The sequence below is a fragment of the Bradyrhizobium sp. WSM1743 genome (genome assembly GCF_000473065.1).
Classification (GTDB): Bacteria; Pseudomonadota; Alphaproteobacteria; order Rhizobiales; family Xanthobacteraceae; genus Bradyrhizobium.
In genome coordinates, this window is sequence record NZ_AXAZ01000086.1 from 1 (window position 1) to 18,701 (window position 18,701).

Here is an 18,701-nt window from a genome sequence, read left to right on the forward strand (position 1 = left end):
CGTCTTCATCTCCGGCCAGAAGCGCGGCGTCTTCGGTGTCATCAAGCACGAGCTGCGCCGCCGCTCCGCCATCGAGCCCATCATCGGACACCTGAAGACCGATGGTCACCTCGGCCGATGCTACCTCAAAGGCCGCCCCGGCGATGCGGCTAACGTCATCCTCTCCGCCGTCGGTCACAACTTCCGCCGTGTCCTCACCTGGCTGAGGGCTCTTTGGTGCCTGATCCTGACCACCCTCATCGCGGCCGCCAGCGACTGCTTACCGCTCAAATCGGTTTCTTAACGGACGACTAAGGCCGGTCAGGCGGTCTTGATGTAGTCGCGCAGGGCTTCCTGCTCGGCCTCGTATTCCTGGACCCGGCGCTTGACGATGTCGCCGATCGAGATGAGGCCGACCACCTTGCCGTTCTCGATCACGGGCAGATGGCGAAACTTGCCTGTCGTCATCGTCTCCATGAGCTCGGCGACGGTGTCGGTCTCCTTGCAGGTGACGACCTTGCGGGTCATCACCTCCGAGACGGGCTCCTCCAGCACGCCGGCGCCGCGCTCGCCGAGCACGCGCACGATGTCGCGCTCGGACAGGATACCTTCCAGGCGACTCTGGTTCATCACCAGCACCGCGCCGATCTTCTTCTCACCGAGCAGCTTGATCGCGGCAGCCAGCTTGGCGTCGGGCTCGACGCTCATGATCTGGTGGCCCTTGGTGTTCAGAATGGAACGTACCGTCATTGTCGCCTCCCTGAATCGGAGCCGTCCGCCTTGTGGCGTCCGAACTTGTTCGCGAGTCTTCAACTAACAGTTTTGGCGCGGGTTTCACGCTCGCGCGCTTGTCGAAACGTTGCCTCTATGGGCTTGTCGCTTCGGAACATTCTTCCAGGGAATGATGGATGAATTCGGGCCGCACCGCAAGCACAGCTTCAGGCACGGTCAGAAACGTCCCGTGATGACGCATCCGCAGCATCGCTTCGCACGCGCGGCACGGGATCGAACAGCGCGAACAGCAAGAGGCCGGCGAAGAAGCCGCCGATATGCGCCTGCCATGCGACGCTGGTGGTCTCGGTATCGATGCCGATCGCGCCGACGCCGAAGATGATGTTGACGCCGAACCAGACTGCAAGGAAGCCGACCACCCGCCCGTCGCGCAGCGCACGCGACAGCGGCAGCGCGGGAACTTTTGCGGCGGTATCGGCGTCCGATCGGCTGAACGATAAAAAGCTGCCGCGGGCGAAGGCAAAGCGGATCGCGGCGGCCATCGCGCCCGACACCGAGGCCGAAGCGCCGATCATCGGCGCCACCGCATGCTCATGGGTGATGAGATGGGCGAGCGCGCCGGCCGCCGCCGTCACCGCCAGGAAGACGAAGAACCTGACCGTGCCGAAGCGCCGCGCCAGCGCGCTGCCGAACGGCAGCAGCCACAGCACGTTGAAGCCGAGATGGGTGAGATTGGCGTGCAGCAGCGAATAGGTGACGAAAGTCCAGACCTTCGCCCCCGCCCCGCCCGGAATCTGCAGATTGAGCAGCGAGGAATCGTAGCGCTTCGGGATGAAGCCGAAGACGTCGATGGTCCAGTTCTCAAGCTCCGGCGGCAGCAGCACCCGCAGATGGATCAGCGCCAGCAGGGCGATATAGGCGGTCAGCGCCGCCGGCAGCATCAGGATCGGCTCGCGCGGAGCCTCCTCAACGACGGCCGGCACGTTCGGTGACGAATCTTGCGGGGAATTCAAGGCAGCTTCGCTTTCGGGCGCGATCGGAGCGATCCACTTGCAGATAGTCGCCTTTACCGTCCCTGCGCAAGTGCACAAAAGGAAAGCTGCGAGATGTCCGGCTCGATCCGGCGCTGGGCCCCGGCTCTGAAGCGCATCGCTGAAGAAGTGCTGCGCTGCGTCCGGGGCACGAGAGTTGATGGCCGAAAAAGGAAAAGGCAGGGCCCTGGGAAAGCCCTGCCTGTCCATGTCGGTCTTCCGGTGGCCGGAGAGATAGGCGTATCCCCACCCCTCCCCGCGACCCGTGACCAAACTGTTTGACGCCCTAAGTACAGGCCCCGCCGAGAACCTGGAGAAAGCGGCGAGGCTTGCGACCGCGGTCACCATAGCAGGCGCGCGGCCGACACAAAGCGCATAGTTAATTTAACGTTAACGACGTAAAGGCAGGCACAAGAAGCCTGAAAACGCCGCTGCGGCATGGACGCTGCAAATCCCCTCCTGCACAACAACAGAAGGGATCGTGGGTGCACTGAAGCGGGACAGGTTTGTCCCTTCGAGGTTGCACCCCCGGGTGAGCGTTCAGTCATGAAACATCCGTCGAGCCGCGCGTTCTTCGCGTATTGGGACGAGAAGCGCGGCACTGCACGGGCCCCTGACAGGGCCGACATCGATCCGGCCGCGGTCCGCGGCCTGCTCGGCGACATCTTCGTGCTGTCCTGCGAGCCCCATCTCGGCTTCCCATTCCGCGTCGCCGGCACGCGCGTCTGCGCGCTGGCAGGGCGTGACCTCAAGGACCAGAGCTTTGCGGCCCTGTTCGATGATGCGAGCCGGAGCGAGATCGAGGAGATCACGACCATCGTCGCCGACGAGACGCTGGGCGCCATCGCCGGCCTCACCGCCGCGCGCGAGGACGGCAGCAAGACCTATCTCGAGCTGTTGCTGCTGCCCTTCAACGCCCGCCCGCACACGCCGGTGAGCGTGACCGGCGTGCTCGCGCCGTTCGACGACGAATGCGGGGCGCTCGGTAGCTTCACCCTCACCTCCTGGCGCTACCTGCACCAGCCCGAGAAACTCTTGCCGCGCGCCATCCGCAAACTGCAGATCGCACGCGGGCTGATGGTGTATGAGGGGCTGAGATAGTCTCCCGCCCGACGCACAGCATCGCGCGAGACGAACTCGCCGCGTGACAAATCAACGCGCATCTGGATGGCCGTTTTTGCCGGATCTGCGTCATTCCTGATGTCGTTGCCAAGAGTTAGCTTCCGCCTCGCGTGAAGCAACGAGGATCGGGTGAGATCATCATGACATGGCGCATTCTGGCGTTGAGCGGCGTCGGCTGCGTGGCACTGCTGGTGGCGATCGGCGGAACCTGGTTGTTCCTGCTGCCTGGCGCGCCGGCTCCGGGAACCGCGCCTGCGATATCCAAAGACGAGACCGAAGCGACGCTTGCGGCGCTGAAGCCGCCGAAGCGCAAACGTCCCCTGATCGCCATCGTCGGCATCAACGACATGAGCGAGACGACCGACTATCTGATGCCATACGGCATCCTCGCGCGCGCTGAAATCGCCGACGTCCTCATTTTGGCGACGCAGCCTGGACCCGTCGCGCTCTATCCCGCACTGAAAGTGCAGCCGCACGCGACCATCGCCGAGTTCGATGCTACGCATCCCGACGGCGCCGATTACGTCATTGTGCCCGCGATGAGCCGTGAAGACGATGCCGTGGCGTTGCAGTGGATCAAGAGCCAGGCCGGCAAGGGCGCGATCGTCGTCGGCGTCTGCGTCGGCGGCAAGGTCGTTGCCAACACCGGGCTGCTCGACGGCCGGCGGGCGACCACGCACTGGTACTCCGTGCGCGACCTGCAAAAGCATTCCGCGATCAGCTATGTCGCGGACCGCAGGCTGGTGGTCGACCGCGGCGTCGCGACGACGACCGGCATCACCGCATCCATGCCGATGGCCCTGACCCTGGTCGAGGCCATCGCCGGACGCGCAAAGGCGGAGGCGGTCGCCCACGAGATCGGTCTTGCGGAATGGGATGCGCGCCACCGCAGCCAGGCGTTCCGGTTCACACGCCCCTTTGCGGTGACGGCGATCGCCAACACGCTTGCATTCTGGAGCCGCGAGCAACTCGGAATCGCCCTGACGCCAGGCATCGACGAGGTGTCGCTTGCGCTTGTAGCCGATGCGTGGTCGCGCACCTATCGCTCGCGTGCCCTCACCTTCGCCGCCACGGCAGAGGCGCAGACCAGCCGCGGCGGCCTTCGCATCCTGCCGGACGAGGTCGCGGCCGACTGGCCGGCAAAGCTGACGCCGCCGGCCGCCATCGACCTGCCGCCGGCGCGAGCGCTGGACCGGACGCTGCACGCCATCGATGTGCGCTACGGGCGGCGCACCGCGGACTTCGTCGCGATGCAGCTCGAATATCCGAGATGACGGCACGGCAGCGCAGCGGAATAAACTGGACCAACAGCGACGGAAAGACATGAGCAAGCCGCATTGGCGTCCTGCGCACGCCTCCGACCTGCCCGCGATCAGCGCGATCGCGGCACGGATTCATCCCGATCTTCCTGAAAGCCTGGAGGTGCTCGCCGAGAAGATGCGGCTCTATCCCGCTGGATGCCGCGTGCTTGCCGGCGACGACGAGATCGCCGGCTACGGGCTTTCGCATCCCTGGAAGCAGCACCGGATCCCGCCGCTCGACGACTTGCTCGCACGATTGCCTGACGATGCGGATTGCCTCTACGTCCACGACGTCGCCATATTGCCCGCTTTTCGCGGCGGCGTTCTGCGCGCATATATCGCTGACATCGAACAGCTCGCGCGCTCATCCGGCATCACAGTGCTCGCACTGGTCTCGGTCTACGCCACGCGGCCGCTGTGGGAGCAGCTTGGCTTTCGAGCCGTCACCGCGGATGCGGAACTGCGCGCGAAGCTTGCCTCTTACGGCGAAGGCGCGACCTATATGCTGCGCGACCTCACTGCGACGTAACGTCCCTCCCCGACTGCCCCGGCTCACGTGGGCGTGAAATCGCCGTCTCGAACCGGCTTGGATCAGCCTCCGTCGAAGGGATGTGCGAGCCGTTCCGGTCTCGCCGAACCGAGGCTGGAGAATGTCCATGAAGCTCACATTGTCGAAAGTTGCTTTCCTTGCATGCGTTGCGACGGCCGCGTTCACCGCGACCAGCGCCAACGCGGCGCAGTACCGCACCTATGGCTGCGACACCGCCTTCTTCGAAGGCTGCGGCGTCCTGATCGAGACGCCGAGCGCAGGCCGCTCACGCCGCGTCGTTAACCACGATACCTCGCCGATCTACATGAAGCAGACTGACCCGCGCTACAGCTCGTCGATGCGCGATGCCGGCGGTGGTGGTGGTGGCGGCGGAGGTGGTGGCGGTGGCGGCGGCCGCTGAACTCACTCCCGACTTTCAGATGATGCCGCCGGTGCAATCCGGCGGCATCGTTCCTGTCAGTCAGTATCGAACGGCAGAAGCTCAGCCTCGCCGCTTCTTCTTTGCCTTCTTTCCCGATGCGCCCTTCACCGGCCAGGGTGTGACCGACGGCTCCGCGTGGCCCGGCCTGTTCTTGTGCCTCTTCTTTCCGAAAGAAACTGCATCGGCGAATTTCGGCGCGCGCTCGCCGTGAGGTTTGCCGCGCGGCTTGAATCCACCCGCCTCGCGCGGGCGATCGTCGCGCCGTTCACGATCATCGCTAGCCTCGCGCCGCGGCGCGTGAGAGCGCTCCTGCAAAACTTCCTGCCGGCGAAGCGCATCCGCCATCGGCTCGATGCGGATGCTGTCTTCCTTGTCCGGACGCCTGATCTTCGCCGCAAAGGATTCGGCGACCCGCTCGGAGATCTCGAACTCGGTCGTGGTGTCCATGATCTTGATGGCGCCGATGTCGCGCTTGTCGATGCCGCCGCGGCGGCAGATCATCGGCAGCAGCCAGCGCGCCTCCGCATTCTTGCGCCGCCCGATCGCGGCGCGGAACCAGACGCTGCCCTCCGCCATGCTATGTTTGGACGACGCTTTTCCCGATTTCGATCGCGCCTTGACGCGATCGTCGCCGCCTTCAAATCTGTCACGCCCGCGTTCCTCGCGCGGCTTGGCGCTTCGCTCACCGGGATCGATGATGTCCTCGGGCGAGGGCAGCCGCGCGCGATAAAGCCGCGCGAGCGCGGCGGCGATGTCCTCGGGCGCGCGCTCGGCCAGCAAGGCCTGCGCGAGAGCGAGGTCATCGGCGGTGGTCTCCTCGGTGAACAGCACATCCTTCATGCGCTCGTGATCGAGCTTGCGGATTTCATCCGCCTGCGGCGCGATGCCCCAGGCCGCATCGATCCCAGAGAGATTGAGCAACAGCTCGGCGCGCCGCCGCCGCGCGGGCGGCACCAGGAGGACGCTCGTCCCCTTGCGGCCCGCGCGCCCGGTGCGACCCGAGCGGTGCTGCATGACTTCGGCGTCATTGGGCAGATCGGCATGGATGACGAGGTCGAGGCTCGGCAGGTCGATGCCGCGGGCGGCGACGTCGGTCGCGACGCAGACGCGGGCGCGTCCGTCCCGCAGCGATTGCAGCGCCAGGGCGCGTTCGTTCTGCGTCAACTCGCCCGATAGCGCGACCACAGAGAAACCACGTTCCAGGAGCGCGGCCTGCAAATGCCGGACGGCATCGCGCGTGCTGCAAAACACCAGCGCGCTCGGCGCCTCGTAGAAGCGCAGCACGTTGACGACGGCATGCTCGACGTCGGCGGGCGCGATACGGATCGCGCGATACTCGATATCGGCGTGACCACCCTCGTCACCGGCGACCTCGATCCGGAACGCATCGCGCTGATACTGCCTGGCGAGCGCGACGATGCCGCGGGGAAAGGTCGCCGAGAACAGCAGGGTGCGGCGCGCTTCCGGCGTGGTCTCGAGGATGAATTCCATGTCCTCGCGAAAGCCGAGATTGAGCATCTCGTCGGCCTCGTCGAGCACGACCGCGGCGAGTTCGGAGATGTCGAGGCGTCCGCGGCGCAGATGATCACACAGCCGCCCGGGCGTGCCGACGACGATATGCGCGCCGGCCGCCAGCTCGCGCTGCTCGCGGCGCGGATCCATGCCGCCGACGCAGGAGACGACGCGCCCGCCCGCATGCCCGTAGAGCCAGGCCAGCTCGCGCTGAACCTGAAGCGCGAGCTCGCGGGTTGGCGCCACGATCAAGGCGAGCGGCGCGGCCGCGGCTCCGAACTGCTCGGCATCATCAAGAAGATTCTTGGCGATGGCCAATCCGTAAGCGACGGTCTTGCCGGAACCGGTCTGGGCCGAGACCAGGAGGTCGCGGCCGGTGGCCTCATCGGCGAGCACCGCGAGCTGGACGGGGGTCAGTGAATCATAGTTCCGCTCGGCCAAAGCGCGGGCGAGCGGCGGGGTCAGGGCCGGAAGAGACACGAGATGGAGAACCTTGGTTGATTCAGGCGCGGAACGGTGATCCTGCGGACCTGATCTGCGTGCGCGGCAAACGGCCCGGCCGCACGCTGATTTGATCTGGGCGCTCTTTACGCCAAGTGTTCTGAAATCACCATGCCTATGATGCATGGCTTGACGGGGAGAACCGCGCCGGAAGGTTGCAGCGGATTTTTGCGGCCACCTCGATTAACCTCGGGCCCGACCGAATCTGACACTGGGGGCCTTGCAGCGGCCGGGACACGAGAGAGGTGGATTCCGCTGCCATGTACTCCGTCATTGCGAGCACAGCGAAGCAATCCAGGCTGCCACCGCGGAAAGATTCTGGATTGCTTCGCTACGCTCGCAATGACGATGATGAAGCACGACCGGGAATGATCACGTGACGTCCTCCGTCAAGCGCACAGGGCACGAAGGCGGTGGGCGCGAGCGTCGCGAAGGAACGCAAGATCAGCGATGGCTAGTTGGTGAACGTGCTATCGGCTGATGCTAGATAAGTGCAGCGACCTGGCGGAGCTAAGTTCAGGCGAAATAGAATGGGGAGCACGACGATGCGATTGGCAGTCATTTCCGATATCCACGGCAACCTTGCTGCGCTGGAGGCCGTGCTGGCCGACATCAAGGCGCGGGGCGTCGACCGTACGGTCAACCTCGGCGATTGCGTCACCAGTCCGTTGTGGCCGAGAGAAACTTTCGAATTCCTCCAGTCGCTGGCGCTGCCGACCGTGCGCGGAAACCATGATCGCTGGATCGAGGAGTTTCCGGACGACAAGCTCTCGCCGGCAGGTCTGTTTGCGCGCAATGCGTTGTCAGCGGAGCAGCGTCTCGCACTCCACAGCTTGCCTTCCCGGATATGCCTCGACGACGGGATCCTGGCCTGCCATGGCACGCCGGAGGACGATACGGCGTGCCTGCTCGAGGAAACGCTCGACGACGGCCGCTTTGTGCCGGCACGCCGCGAGGTGCTGGCGACGCGTCTCAAGAGTGAACCTGCGGCCCGCGTCGTGCTGTGTGGTCATAGCCACCGCCAGGCGGTCATTCAGGGCCCCGGCGAGTGTCTGGTTCTCAATCCGGGAAGCGTTGGTTGCCCGGTGTTCGCAGACATTCCCTTTGCCGCAAAACTGGAGCACCGCTCGCCTCACGCCCGCTACGCGATCCTCACGAAGGGAAGAAGGGGCTGGCAGGTCGAGCTTCTGGCCCTTGAATACGACTGGGAGGCCGCCTCGGCGCGCGCGCTCGCCAACAAACGGCCTGACTGGGCACAGGCCATGTTGTCTGGCTACGTCCAATAAAATCCCTCAGATCTCCGCATAGATCTCCAGCAGATTGCCGTCGGGGTCACGGAAAAACAACGTGCGGTGACCGAAGGACTGGTTCGTCGGCGGCGACAGCAGTGCCACGCCGTACCGCACGAGCTCGTCGGCACATTGATCGACCTCGGCCGCGGACACCTTGAAAGCCAGTTGCAGCGCGGCGCTGCCCGCCGGCGTCGGTGCATCAGCGGCAGTACGGCTCGGTCTTGCCAGCGTCAGCGTGTTGCTGCCCAGGCCGTACTCGATCCAGTTCGGCGAGAGCTCGCGCAGCAGTGGGAAGGCGAGGATGTCTTCGTAGAAGCGGCGCATCGCGGCCATGTCGCGCACGAAGATGACGGTGTAGTCGATCGCACGGATGGCGCGGAAGGGTGAGCCGAGGTCGCTTGACTTCTCGTCCACCATAACTAATCCACCAGCTCCGGCCACGGCACGATGGTCGACTTCACCGTCTTCATCGCCATCGCATCCTTCACCGCTTGCGCGACGCCCGCTTCCGTGAACGGGTAGATCGTCTGCATCTTCAGCCACGGATATTTGTCACGCGTGCGGTAGAGCATGTCGACGCCGAGCGGCAGATCGTTGCCGGTGAAGCCCCAGGACCCCAGCACGTTGAGATCCTTGGTGCAGATGCGATGCCATGACGTCTCGATCGAGCCGGCGTCGGTGAACTGGCCCATCTCGACATAGGTGCCGCCGTCGCGCAGCATCTCGATGCCTTCGGGGCCGGCGGTCGGATGACCCGAGCAATCCATCACGAGATCAGCGCCGAAGCCACCGACGATCTCGCGCACGCGCGCGATGCGCTCCTGCGGCGACTTGATCTCCTCGATATTGACAGTCGCTTCCGCGCCGAACTCGCGCGCCAGCTTGAGCCGCGGCTCCTCGGGCGCACCGACGCAGATCACGCGCCCTGCCCCCATCTCCTTTGCGGCGGCGACCGCGAGAATTCCGATCGGGCCCGAGCCCTGGATCACCACGGTATCACCCCAGGAAAAACCGCCGGCGCGGGTCGCACGATTGAAGGCCCGGATGCAGGAGGTCAGCGGCTCGGACAGCGCGCCGAGGCGCAGCGACATGTCGTCCGGCAGCTTGTAGATCTTGGTGCCCGGCAGCATCTCGAGATCGACATAGACATATTCCGCCCAGCCGCCCCACAGGTGCGGCGCCTTGTCGAAGCCGAGATAGCGGCCGTAATAGACCGGAGTCAGACACTTGTTCGCGGTCTGCGGATAATGGATGCAGTAATAGCAGTGCCCGCACGGCATCAACGGCGGGATCATCACCTTGGAGCCGACCTCGAGCGGCTTGCTCATGAAATCCTCGGTGAACTCCTCGCCGCATTCGACGATGACGCCGCCGAGCTCGTGACCAAGCGTGAACGGCCACGGCAGCGGCTTCGGCCAATGACCTTTCAGGATATGCAGATCAGTGCCGCAGACGCCGCAGGCGCCGACTTTGATCAGCGCGGCCTTGCGGCCGACCTTCGGCCACGGCACGGTGCGGATGACGGGCTCCGAGCCCGGCCCTGCGTGGGTGCAGACGCGGATTTGTTGCATGGCTGTTTCCTCGCTGCCCGCTTTTGTTATGGTTGCTAGCGCGGGCTGAGGCGAAGCGTATGTGAGATGCGCGGTTGTGCCAAGCGGACAGTCTCGTAGCCGCATGAGCGGAGCGATATGCGGGAGCAGCGGCCCCGGATATCGCGGAGCCTGTCATCGGGCGGCGCTTTGCGCCGACCCGTTGGTTCATCCGGGCTACCGGACTAAAGACCGCACACGCATATCCGCCGCATGCTTCCCGCAGCCAGCGGGCTGCGATCGAAATCACCGAAGCGCTCGATGAGGCGCAGGCCGCCCGAGGCCACGAGCAACGGCATCTCCTGCGGGAAGATGCTGCGCATCGGCAAGGCGGCTTGCCAAAAGTCCTTCTCCGTCTCGGTCGACCAGTACCAATCCACATGCCTGACTTGCGTGATCGGGTCGTATCTCGCGCTCTCCTCGACGGTGATCGCGCCAACGTGCGGCGAAGAAGCCAGCCTGTTGACTCTGGTCCCTCCTCACCGCACCCTCGACTGAGGGCTTGGGAGATGAGGCATTGCGCAATCGCTGGGGCATTCTTGCGATCCTGTTCGTCGTGCGCCTCACCATTGCGTTCCAATTCCAGAGCGTAGCCGCGGTCGCGCCGCTGCTGCAGCAGACCTTCGGGGTCGGGCTCGCCGATATCGGCATCCTGATCGGCCTCTATTTCACACCGGGCGTCGTGCTGGCGCTGCCGGGCGGCGCGATCGGCCGGGCTCTTGGCGACAAGCCGGCGACCATCGCCGCGCTGCTGCTGATGACGGCAGGCAGCCTCGTCATGGCCGTCACCGACGTCTGGAGCTGGCAAATGGCGGGCCGGCTCGCCTCCGGCGCCGGCGGAGTGTTGCTGACGGTGCAGCTCACCAAGATGGCCGCCGACTGGTTCGTGGGGAAGGAGATCGCCACCGCGATGGCGATCTTCGTCAATTCCTGGCCGGCTGGTGTTGCGATCTCGCTGCTGGTCCTGCCGGCGATCGGCACCGCCGAAGGTGCGGGTGCCGTGTTCCTGTCCGTGGGCGCGCTGACTGCGATCGGCATTCTGCTGATCACGTTCTACCAGCCGCCGCCGGGAGCCACAGCGAGCGCGGCCGGCTCGGTCCGGCTCGATCCTCTCGCCCTGCTGGCGGTGATCGTCGCCGGCCTGATCTGGGGCCTCTATAATGTCGGCTTCGCCATGATCTTCTCGTTCGGCCCGACGCTATTGGCCGAACGCGGCTGGAGCATCGCCGCGGCGGGCTCGGCCATCAGCGTCGTGATGTGGTTGTCGGTGATCTCGGTGCCGGCAGGCGGCTTTCTCGCCGATCGCTTCAAACGACCCTTTATCCTGGCGATCGCGGCCAGCCTCTTGGTCGCCCTGCTGCTGGCCTGGCTGCCGCGATCGGATCGGGTGATCACGATCCTCGTCCTGATAGGGCTGATCGGCGGCCACCCGGCTGGCCCGATCATGAGCCTCGCCGCCCGCGTACTTGCGCCGGAAACGCGAGCGATCGGCATGGGCGTATTCTACACGCTGTTCTATGCCGCGATGATGCTCGGTCCCGCCCTGGCCGGGCGGCTCGCCAAATCGGCCGGGACTGCGGCGGTTGCGCTCGACCTCGGCGCGTTGACGGTGCTGGCCTGCCCGCCCTTGATGTGGCTTTTCGAGCGCATTGCTTCCGTTCGCAACCGACGTCTCCAATCCTAACGCGGCATTAACCCTATGCACCTTAGGGTCGTGCCGGACTCCGCCCGGGCGGGGGGTCGGGTGTTGGAAATGGCGTTGGCGAACAAAAAATTTCTTCCGGCCGCCGAGGAGCGCAGGCGCTTCCAGCGGGTGAAGGTGCACCTGCTCGGCCGCTACATGCTGCCGGACCGCCGGGAATTCCCCTGCCAGGTGATCAACATGTCGCCGGGCGGCCTCGCTCTGCTCGCCCCCGGCATCGGCAATGTCGGCGACCGCGTGGTCGCCTATCTCGACCATATCGGCCGCGTCGAGGGCAAGATCACCCGTATCATCGACAACGGCTTCGCCATGACGATCGGTGCGACGCCGAGGAAAAGGGACAAGCTCGCGGCCCAGCTGACCTGGCTCGCCAATCGCGACATCCTCAATCTGCCGGAGGACCGCCGCCACGACCGTATCGTGCCGCGCAACCCGATCGCAGTGCTGACGCTCGAGGACGGCACCAAGATGACCTGCCGCATCATCGACCTCTCGCTGTCTGGCGCCGCGATCGCCGCCGAGAACCGGCCGCCGCTGAAGTCGACGGTTCTGCTGGGCCGGGTCCAGGGCCGCGTGGTGCGAAATCTCGAGGACGGCTTTGCGCTGGAGTTCATGCACGAGCAGCCGGCCGAGACACTCGAAGAGAGCGTTACCGCGCGGTAAACCGCGAGGACACGAAAACCTCGACATTTCCAGGCTCGAAGGCGGCCTCCGCAATGCGGACGCCGCCTTTTTTCGTGTCTCGCGGCGAGTCGCCCGCGGTTAACGCCTGGGTTGTAGATGCGCGCAAACAACGCGTCTGCCAGCGTTTTCGCGTTAACCGATAAAATTTGAATCAATTGCAGTCATATCGAATTTTATTCGAATTCGATTCAAGTATAGATCGAATTCGCCGCGCCTTTTACTTGCATTCGTCTCGACTTGACTTGGCTGACTTAGCGGCAACTCAAAAGCTCCGTGCGAAATGTGGTCCCAACAAGAAACGGGGGCCGCAATGTTTGACTTCAGGGGACAGGGGAAGGGGCTGGCGCTGGTCGCCATGCTCTTCGGGATCAGCGCGGCAGCGCAGGCCGGCGAAGGCCGTCTGCTCTACGCGAGCCTCGGCGACACCACGCGTGCGCCGATCGGCTGGGTCGAGTTCTGCGCGGACAATGCTGCCCAGTGCCAGGGCGCGCCGATGCAGCCGCGCGACATCGTGATGTCGCAGGCCGCATGGCGCGACCTCGTCAAGGTCAATCGCTGGGTCAACGAGACCGTCAAGCCTTTGACCGACCAGGAGCACTGGGGCGTGATCGAGAAGTGGTCGCTGCCGACCGACGGCTACGGCGACTGTGAAGACTACGTGCTGTTGAAGCGCAAGATGCTGATGGACGCCGGATGGCCGCGCCAGGCCCTGCTCATCACCGTCGTGCGCGACAAGAAGGGCGAAGGCCACGCGGTGCTGACGGTGAAGACCGACAAGGGTGAGTTCGTTCTCGACAATCAGAACGAGAACGTCCTCGCCTGGACGGAGACCGGCTACCGCTTCGTCAAGCGCCAGTCGCAGAGCGATCCCAACGTGTGGGTCTCGCTGGGCGATACCAAGCCGGCGGTCTCCACCGCCAGCGCGAAAGATCAGTAGGAACGAGACAACGAGTTACGCGACCCGGTCACATCCCCACCCCTCCCCGTCCCAGACCGGTTCGCGCGCGCCCAGCCATCCCCCAATGGCTGGGCGCAACTTTTTTTCAGGGATGACCGCTCACTCCGCAGCTTCAAGATTGGCGGGCTTGTCGGCCTCGCCCAGCGGCGACACTGCGGGGCCATTGAGCGCGGTGCCATCAGGGGCGAACTGCGAGCCGTGACACGGGCAATCCCAACACTGCTCGAGTGAATTCCAGTGCACGACGCAGCCAAGATGGGTGCAGCTTGCCGAATGCAGATGCAAATGCCCGTTCCGGTCGCGGCACGCCGCAATCTTCTTCAGGCCGCTGCGGACGAGGCGCCCCTCGCCGGGCCGCAGACGTTCGACGCTCGCGATCTCGCTCGCCGCGAGATACTCCGCGAAATTCTTCAGCGGTGTGATGTTCTCGCTGATGAACTCGCCGATGTTCTTGTGAATCTTCCGGGCCGGGGCGTAGACCTCCTCCCACGGGTTCGCGCCAATCGTGATCAAATCCGTCACCAACAAGCCGGCGACCAGCCCGTTCGTGATCCCCTGCCCTGAATCGCCGCTGACGATGAAGAGATGCTCCTCGCCGGGGCTGCGACCGATGAAGCCGGCGAAATCGATCGGCTCCAGCACCTGGCCGGACCAGCGATGAGTGACCTCGCGCAGGTCCGGCAATCGCTCGCGAGCCCAGCGTTCGAGCGCATCAAGACGTTGTGCGCCGTCGTTCGCTTCGCCCGACTTATGGTCTTCGCCGCCGATGATCACGATATCCTCGTCGGCAGAGAACGGCTGGAGTCGGACATAGTGATAGGGATCGAGCGTATCCCAATAGAGCGCATCCTCCAGCGCGCCGGCCGCAATCTTCGCGGCGAGCGCATAAGTGCGGTAAGGCGCCTGCTTGGTGTGGATCGCGACCTGCACATTGACGGGCGAGTTCGTCGCGACCACCACGTCGGCGGCGTGGACCTCGTAGCCTGAGGCGGTCGTCACGACCATGTCGCCTTGGCGTTGGCGGACGCTTTCGACACACGTGTCGGCGTAGAGCTTCGCTCCCCGGCGCTCCAGTGCGCTCGCCAAACCAGCGAGATATTTGGTCGGGTGCAGGCGTGCCTGGCGCGGAAAACGCAGCGAACGCATCTGGCCTTTGGCATGGAACGGGGTCGGCTCGACGCAATTTTCGACGGGGATCGCCAGCTTGCGACAGCAAACCAATTCCTCATCCAGCTCGGATGCCGGCGTTTCGGGCGCCAGCACCCAATAGCCGTCCAGGCGTTGAAAATCGCAATCGATGTGCTCGATACGCTGGATGGCCTCGGCGCGATCGATCGCGGTCGCGACGCTCTGATAGTAGTGGCGGGCACAGTCGGGGCCTCGCACCCTCACCAACTCGTCGTAACCGTCGTCGAGCGCCGTCGCCAGGTGCGCGGTGGTACGCGCCGTCATCCCGCTGCCGATGCCACCGCGGTCCAGCACCACGACCGAACGTCCGTGGCTGGCAAGTTCATAGGCGACCGATAGCCCGGCAATTCCAGAACCGACAACGACGACGTCTGTGCCCACGGTCCCGGATAGCGCCGGCGCGTCAGCGACCGAGACATCCATCCAGGGCGATCGGGTGTGCTCGTCCCGTACGTTCATGGCAGTTCTCCTCGGAGGAACAAACGATGCGGCAGGATCAGGGTTCCTGTCCGACAGACGGCGAGCCGAAAGATCATTGATGCTCGCCTCATCGATTAGGAACCTTCATCGTGCTCGCGCATGAAACGGCATGAGAACTCCATCACCCGGAATGCGCAGGGCGCTGCGTCAGGCTCAATTGTACGGGCACCTGCTCGTTCGCAATGACAGGCTGTATCACCCGGGAGGCAATCATCCCATCTGCTCGATACAGCTTGCACGAGAGATGGTCAGGTCAGGATGGATGACCAAGCAGGACGGCGAATACGAGATCACGCCTGACGGGCAGCTTGCCGCCGAAAGTGAACTCAGCCGCTGATCGCCGGCCCGGCCGCAACGCCTCGCAGGACCGGTCAGGCGCCGAGCACATCCGCAAGCCGCAACTCGTCGGCGGCGGGATCCTTCAGGAACAGCTCCGCCTCGATCTCGTTCAGGTGCGACAGCATCAAGGCCCCCGCGTGCGCCTTGTCGCGCTTGCGGATCGCGGCGACGATTCCGGCGTGATGATCGGTGCCGCAGGCCGGCGTGTCGTGGCGGCGGTAGAGCAGGATGATGAGCGAGGAGCGCGCGATCAGCTCCTTCAGGAAGCCGAGATAGATGCTGTGGCCGCTCATCTCGGCGACGAGACGATGAAACTCGCCGGAGAGCCGCACTGAGGCGCGCGCATCGCCGCGCAATTCCGCTTCGCGCTCCTCGGCAAGATGCTGGCCGAGGCGATCGAGCCAGGCCGGCGAGACCGCGTCGATGGCGTGGTCCACGATGGTGGGCTCGATCAGGCGCCGCGCCTCGAACACTTCGCGAGCATCGGCGGGCGTCGGCCGCGCAACGAAGGCGCCGCGGTTCTTCTCGATGTTGACGATGCCCTCATGCGCGAGCTGCTGCAGCGCGGTGCGCACCAGCGTGCGGCTCGCGCCGTAGATCTCGCCGATCTCGTCCTCACCGAGCTTCGTACCCGGCAGCAGACGATGTTCGAGGATCGCCGCGGTCACCCCCTCCCTGATACGGCTAACGCGATCGCTCGCATCTGGCGCATCGGATTTTTGGCGGGTCTTGGCGGCCATGGGTGTGAGGGCTCGATCGACAGACGTTCGGCCCCGAAATGTTAGTCGACGAGCTGTATCCAATCACAGGCGAAACTTTATACAATCTGCGCCCGTTTTGTGTGCAGATGGCTACGCAGAAGGCGGCCAGCCAAACTGGACCGGAATTGACCTAACGATCTGACTCCGCTGCACAGTTTTGGAAATTCGCACAGCCGCCGGCTGTTGGCACGGACCTTGCGGAGAGAGGCGGGACGCATCGCCCCTCCTCGGACACGCCATGGCCACTCCCGCCGCTCTCGAACTGGTCGCCGTCACCAAGCGCTACGACACCACGCTGGCGGTCGATAACGTCAACCTGAAGATCCCGGCCGGCACCTATTGCTGCCTGCTCGGTCCCTCCGGCTGCGGCAAGACCTCGACGCTGCGCATGATCGCAGGCCACGAGGCGGTCAGCGAAGGCGACATCATCCTCGGCGCGCAAAACGTCACCGACCTCGAGCCCGCCAAACGCGGCACGGCGATGATGTTCCAGTCCTACGCGCTGTTTCCGCACCTCTCCGTGCTCGACAATGTGGCCTTCGCCTTGAAGATGCGCGGCATCGACAAGCCGACGCGGCACAAGCGCGCCGGCGAATTGCTCGAGCTGGTCGCGATGAGCCAATATGCAGGCCGCCTCCCCGCCCAGCTCTCCGGCGGCCAGCAGCAGCGGGTGGCGCTCGCCCGCGCGCTGATCACCGAGCCGCAGATCCTCCTGCTCGACGAGCCGCTCTCGGCGCTCGATCCGTTCCTGCGGGTGAAGATGCGGGGCGAATTGAAGCGGCTACAACGCGAGCTCGGCATCAGCTTCATCCAGGTCACCCACGGCCAGGAAGAGGCGATGGCGCTCGCCGACCACATCGTGGTGATGAACCACGGCCGGATCGAGCAGCAGGGCACCGCGCGCGAGATCTTCCACCATCCCCGCACCGAATTCGTGGCGCGCTTCATCGGCGGCCACAACGTCCTCAGCGACGCCGGCAAGCTCATCGCGGTGCGCGCCGATCAGCTCGGCATCGTGCCATTCGCCCACGGCGCGTTCGGCGCACCGGCGCTGCTGACCCAGACCGAGTACCAGGGCTCCTACATCGCCGTCTCGCTCACGCTCGACGACGGCACCGCCCTGTTTTCCCATGTTCCCGAAGCCACCTTCGACGTCCACCCGTTCCGTCCGGGCGATCGCGTGCTGGCCACCTGGGATCCCGCCAAGGCGCAAGGCCTGCAATAGCGCCGATCGATCACTGGAATGCGCAACAGAGGAGTGACTGACATGAGCGAGACCACCAGGACGACCGGCGTCAGCCGCCGCACACTACTCAAGGGCACCGCGGGTCTCGCGGGCCTTGCCGCCGGCTCCGGCGCGATCACCGGCTTTCCCTACGTGAAGTCGGCCGACGCGAAGGTGCTGCGCTATCTCGGCACCGCCGTGAACGAGGGCGACGACATCTCCAAGCAGTGCCTGAAGGACACCGGCATCAAGATCGAATACATCACCGCGACCACCGACGACGTCACTAAGCGCGTGATGACCCAGCCGAACTCCTTCGACGTCCTCGACACCGAATATTTTTCGCTGAAGAAGCTGGTGCCGTCGGGCAACATCCTTGCCCTCGACGCCAAGAAGATCAAGGAGTTCGACAACATCACGCCCGTCTTCACCAAGGGCGAGACGCCCGGCGGCAAGAAGATCGGCGGCCAGGGCACCGCGCCCTGGAAGGTGCTCTATCTCGAAGGCAAGGACTCCAAGAAGTTCGCGACGTCGGCGACCGAATTCGTGACGCTGATCCCGACCGTCTACAACGCCGACACGCTCGGCATCCGCCCCGACCTGATCAAGCGCCCGATCAGCTCGTGGTCCGAGCTGCTCAACCCTGAGTTCAAGGGCAAGGCCTCGATCCTCAACATCCCCTCGATCGGCATCATGGACGCCGCGATGGTCGTGGAGGCCTCGGGCAAGTACAAATATGCCGACAAGGGCAACATGACCAAGGAAGAGATCGATCTCACCATGAAGGTGATGATCGAGGCCAAGAAGGCCGGCCAGTTCCGGGCGTTCTGGAAGGACTTCAACGAGAGCGTCAACCTGATGGCATCGGGCGAGACCGTCATTCAGTCGATGTGGTCGCCGGCTGTGACGAAGGTGCGCTCGATGGGCATCCCCTGCACCTTCCAGCCGCTGAAGGAAGGCTACCGCTCCTGGGCCTCGGGCTTCTGCGTTTCCAAGGGCGTGTCGGGTGCCAAGCTCGAATGGGCCTATGAGTTCGTGAACTGGTTCCTGTCCGGCTATGCCGGCGCCTATCTCAACCGCCAAGGCTATTACTCCGCCGTGCTCTCCACCGCGAAGGCGCATATGGAGCCGTATGAGTGGGCGTACTGGATGGAAGGCAAGCCGGCCGAGAAGGACATCAAGGCGCCCGACGGCTCGCTCTTGGAAAAGGCCGGCGCGGTGCGGGACGGCGGCTCCTACGAGGACCGCATGGGCGCCGTCGCCTGCTGGAACGCCGTGATGGATGAGAACGACTACATGGTCCGCAAGTGGAACGAGTTCATCGCGGCCTAAAT

At 64.7% G+C, this 18,701-nt stretch carries 18 protein-coding genes and 1 pseudogene; 12 read left to right on the forward strand and 7 right to left on the reverse strand.

The features are described from left to right. Window positions 1-283 (forward strand): annotated as a pseudogene (locus YU9_RS43280) (IS5/IS1182 family transposase); the annotation flags it as partial. Window positions 284-300: 17 nt separating this feature from the next. Here the strand turns inward: YU9_RS43280 and YU9_RS0133630 are convergent. Together YU9_RS0133630 and YU9_RS0133635 are read right to left on the reverse strand one after the other, a co-directional pair. After that, entirely contained in the window at window positions 301-729 is a 429-nt protein-coding gene (locus tag YU9_RS0133630) for a CBS domain-containing protein (RefSeq protein ID WP_027576708.1), read from the reverse strand. Window positions 730-917: 188 nt separating this feature from the next. Beyond that, entirely contained in the window at window positions 918-1,724 is an 807-nt protein-coding gene (locus tag YU9_RS0133635) for a rhomboid family intramembrane serine protease (protein WP_027576709.1), read from the reverse strand. A 564-nt stretch (window positions 1,725-2,288) separates the two neighbouring features. Between YU9_RS0133635 and YU9_RS0133640 the strand changes: the two genes are divergently transcribed. The 4 genes from YU9_RS0133640 to YU9_RS0133655 all read left to right on the forward strand — a co-directional run bounded on the left by YU9_RS0133640 (window position 2,289) and on the right by YU9_RS0133655 (window position 5,115). Further along, on the forward strand, window positions 2,289-2,843 hold the full coding sequence (locus YU9_RS0133640; RefSeq protein WP_027576710.1) for a PAS domain-containing protein: 555 nt from the start codon (window positions 2,289-2,291) through the stop codon (window positions 2,841-2,843). Window positions 2,844-3,004: 161 nt separating this feature from the next. After that, window positions 3,005-4,138, forward strand: a complete 1,134-nt coding sequence (locus YU9_RS0133645) for a DJ-1/PfpI family protein (protein ID WP_027576711.1) — start codon at window positions 3,005-3,007, stop codon at window positions 4,136-4,138. A 49-nt stretch (window positions 4,139-4,187) separates the two neighbouring features. Continuing rightward, window positions 4,188-4,694, forward strand: a complete 507-nt coding sequence (locus YU9_RS0133650) for a GNAT family N-acetyltransferase (RefSeq protein WP_027576712.1) — start codon at window positions 4,188-4,190, stop codon at window positions 4,692-4,694. A 127-nt stretch (window positions 4,695-4,821) separates the two neighbouring features. Further along, window positions 4,822-5,115 carry a hypothetical protein gene (locus tag YU9_RS0133655; protein WP_027576713.1) on the forward strand — a complete coding sequence of 98 codons (294 nt, stop codon included), beginning with the start codon at window positions 4,822-4,824 and terminating at the stop codon, window positions 5,113-5,115. 81 nt (window positions 5,116-5,196) lie between these two features. Here YU9_RS0133655 and YU9_RS0133660 read toward each other — a convergent pair whose 3' ends face one another. After that, complete coding sequence (locus YU9_RS0133660; protein ID WP_027576714.1) at window positions 5,197-7,128, reverse strand: DEAD/DEAH box helicase; 1,932 nt, start codon at window positions 7,126-7,128, stop codon at window positions 5,197-5,199. A gap of 566 nt (window positions 7,129-7,694) precedes the next feature. Here YU9_RS0133660 and YU9_RS0133665 point away from each other — a divergent pair. Beyond that, window positions 7,695-8,435, forward strand: coding sequence for a metallophosphoesterase (locus tag YU9_RS0133665; RefSeq protein WP_027576715.1), 741 nt, complete (start codon window positions 7,695-7,697; stop codon window positions 8,433-8,435). 6 nt (window positions 8,436-8,441) lie between these two features. Here the strand turns inward: YU9_RS0133665 and YU9_RS0133670 are convergent, their stop codons facing one another. Next, on the reverse strand, window positions 8,442-8,858 hold the full coding sequence (locus YU9_RS0133670) for a VOC family protein (RefSeq protein ID WP_027576716.1): 417 nt from the start codon (window positions 8,856-8,858) through the stop codon (window positions 8,442-8,444). A 2-nt stretch (window positions 8,859-8,860) separates the two neighbouring features. Beyond that, a complete protein-coding gene (locus YU9_RS0133675) occupies window positions 8,861-10,012 on the reverse strand; it encodes a zinc-binding dehydrogenase (RefSeq protein ID WP_027576717.1) in 1,152 nt (383 codons plus the stop codon). Window positions 10,013-10,291: 279 nt separating this feature from the next. Between YU9_RS0133675 and YU9_RS48365 the strand changes: the two genes are divergently transcribed. From YU9_RS48365 to YU9_RS0133700, 4 genes are all read left to right on the forward strand, one after another. Then, complete coding sequence (locus tag YU9_RS48365) at window positions 10,292-10,528, forward strand: hypothetical protein (RefSeq protein WP_156952275.1); 237 nt, start codon at window positions 10,292-10,294, stop codon at window positions 10,526-10,528. Window positions 10,529-10,547: 19 nt separating this feature from the next. Then, window positions 10,548-11,714 (forward strand): CynX/NimT family MFS transporter, encoded by a 1,167-nt coding sequence (locus YU9_RS0133690; protein ID WP_027576719.1) that lies wholly within the window; start codon window positions 10,548-10,550, stop codon window positions 11,712-11,714. 69 nt (window positions 11,715-11,783) lie between these two features. Then, complete coding sequence (locus YU9_RS0133695) at window positions 11,784-12,395, forward strand: PilZ domain-containing protein (RefSeq protein ID WP_026312634.1); 612 nt, start codon at window positions 11,784-11,786, stop codon at window positions 12,393-12,395. A gap of 331 nt (window positions 12,396-12,726) precedes the next feature. Then, window positions 12,727-13,353 carry a transglutaminase-like cysteine peptidase gene (locus tag YU9_RS0133700; protein WP_027576720.1) on the forward strand — a complete coding sequence of 209 codons (627 nt, stop codon included), beginning with the start codon at window positions 12,727-12,729 and terminating at the stop codon, window positions 13,351-13,353. Window positions 13,354-13,473: 120 nt separating this feature from the next. Here the strand turns inward: YU9_RS0133700 and YU9_RS43290 are convergent, their stop codons facing one another. Continuing rightward, window positions 13,474-15,021: an FAD-dependent oxidoreductase gene (locus YU9_RS43290; RefSeq protein WP_036018791.1), complete on the reverse strand. Its 1,548-nt coding sequence runs from the start codon at window positions 15,019-15,021 to the stop codon at window positions 13,474-13,476. A 392-nt stretch (window positions 15,022-15,413) separates the two neighbouring features. Beyond that, a complete protein-coding gene (locus YU9_RS0133715; protein ID WP_027576722.1) occupies window positions 15,414-16,121 on the reverse strand; it encodes a GntR family transcriptional regulator in 708 nt (235 codons plus the stop codon). A 259-nt stretch (window positions 16,122-16,380) separates the two neighbouring features. On the opposite strand from YU9_RS0133715, the gene YU9_RS0133720 reads away from it, so the two are divergent. Both YU9_RS0133720 and YU9_RS0133725 read left to right on the forward strand, forming a co-directional pair. After that, window positions 16,381-17,367, forward strand: a complete 987-nt coding sequence (locus tag YU9_RS0133720; RefSeq protein ID WP_027576723.1) for an ABC transporter ATP-binding protein — start codon at window positions 16,381-16,383, stop codon at window positions 17,365-17,367. A gap of 42 nt (window positions 17,368-17,409) precedes the next feature. Continuing rightward, window positions 17,410-18,699 carry a PotD/PotF family extracellular solute-binding protein gene (locus YU9_RS0133725; protein WP_027576724.1) on the forward strand — a complete coding sequence of 430 codons (1,290 nt, stop codon included), beginning with the start codon at window positions 17,410-17,412 and terminating at the stop codon, window positions 18,697-18,699. Window positions 18,700-18,701: the final 2 nt, after the last annotated feature.

What these genes read in the sequence shown, in the direction of transcription:
- YU9_RS0133630 (WP_027576708.1), bottom strand. Translation starts at nt 729, where the DNA reads ATGACGGTACGTTCCATTCTGAACACCAAGGGCCACCAGATCATGAGC.
- YU9_RS0133640 (WP_027576710.1), top strand. Translation starts at nt 2,289, where the DNA reads ATGAAACATCCGTCGAGCCGCGCGTTCTTCGCGTATTGGGACGAGAAG.
- YU9_RS0133645 (WP_027576711.1), top strand. Translation starts at nt 3,005, where the DNA reads ATGACATGGCGCATTCTGGCGTTGAGCGGCGTCGGCTGCGTGGCACTG.
- YU9_RS0133650 (WP_027576712.1), top strand. Translation starts at nt 4,188, where the DNA reads ATGAGCAAGCCGCATTGGCGTCCTGCGCACGCCTCCGACCTGCCCGCG.
- YU9_RS0133655 (WP_027576713.1), top strand. Translation starts at nt 4,822, where the DNA reads ATGAAGCTCACATTGTCGAAAGTTGCTTTCCTTGCATGCGTTGCGACG.
- YU9_RS0133665 (WP_027576715.1), top strand. Translation starts at nt 7,695, where the DNA reads ATGCGATTGGCAGTCATTTCCGATATCCACGGCAACCTTGCTGCGCTG.
- YU9_RS0133670 (WP_027576716.1), bottom strand. Translation starts at nt 8,858, where the DNA reads ATGGTGGACGAGAAGTCAAGCGACCTCGGCTCACCCTTCCGCGCCATC.
- YU9_RS0133675 (WP_027576717.1), bottom strand. Translation starts at nt 10,012, where the DNA reads ATGCAACAAATCCGCGTCTGCACCCACGCAGGGCCGGGCTCGGAGCCC.
- YU9_RS48365 (WP_156952275.1), top strand. Translation starts at nt 10,292, where the DNA reads ATGAGGCGCAGGCCGCCCGAGGCCACGAGCAACGGCATCTCCTGCGGG.
- YU9_RS0133695 (WP_026312634.1), top strand. Translation starts at nt 11,784, where the DNA reads ATGGCGTTGGCGAACAAAAAATTTCTTCCGGCCGCCGAGGAGCGCAGG.
- YU9_RS0133700 (WP_027576720.1), top strand. Translation starts at nt 12,727, where the DNA reads ATGTTTGACTTCAGGGGACAGGGGAAGGGGCTGGCGCTGGTCGCCATG.
- YU9_RS43290 (WP_036018791.1), bottom strand. Translation starts at nt 15,021, where the DNA reads ATGAACGTACGGGACGAGCACACCCGATCGCCCTGGATGGATGTCTCG.
- YU9_RS0133715 (WP_027576722.1), bottom strand. Translation starts at nt 16,121, where the DNA reads ATGGCCGCCAAGACCCGCCAAAAATCCGATGCGCCAGATGCGAGCGAT.
- YU9_RS0133720 (WP_027576723.1), top strand. Translation starts at nt 16,381, where the DNA reads ATGGCCACTCCCGCCGCTCTCGAACTGGTCGCCGTCACCAAGCGCTAC.
- YU9_RS0133725 (WP_027576724.1), top strand. Translation starts at nt 17,410, where the DNA reads ATGAGCGAGACCACCAGGACGACCGGCGTCAGCCGCCGCACACTACTC.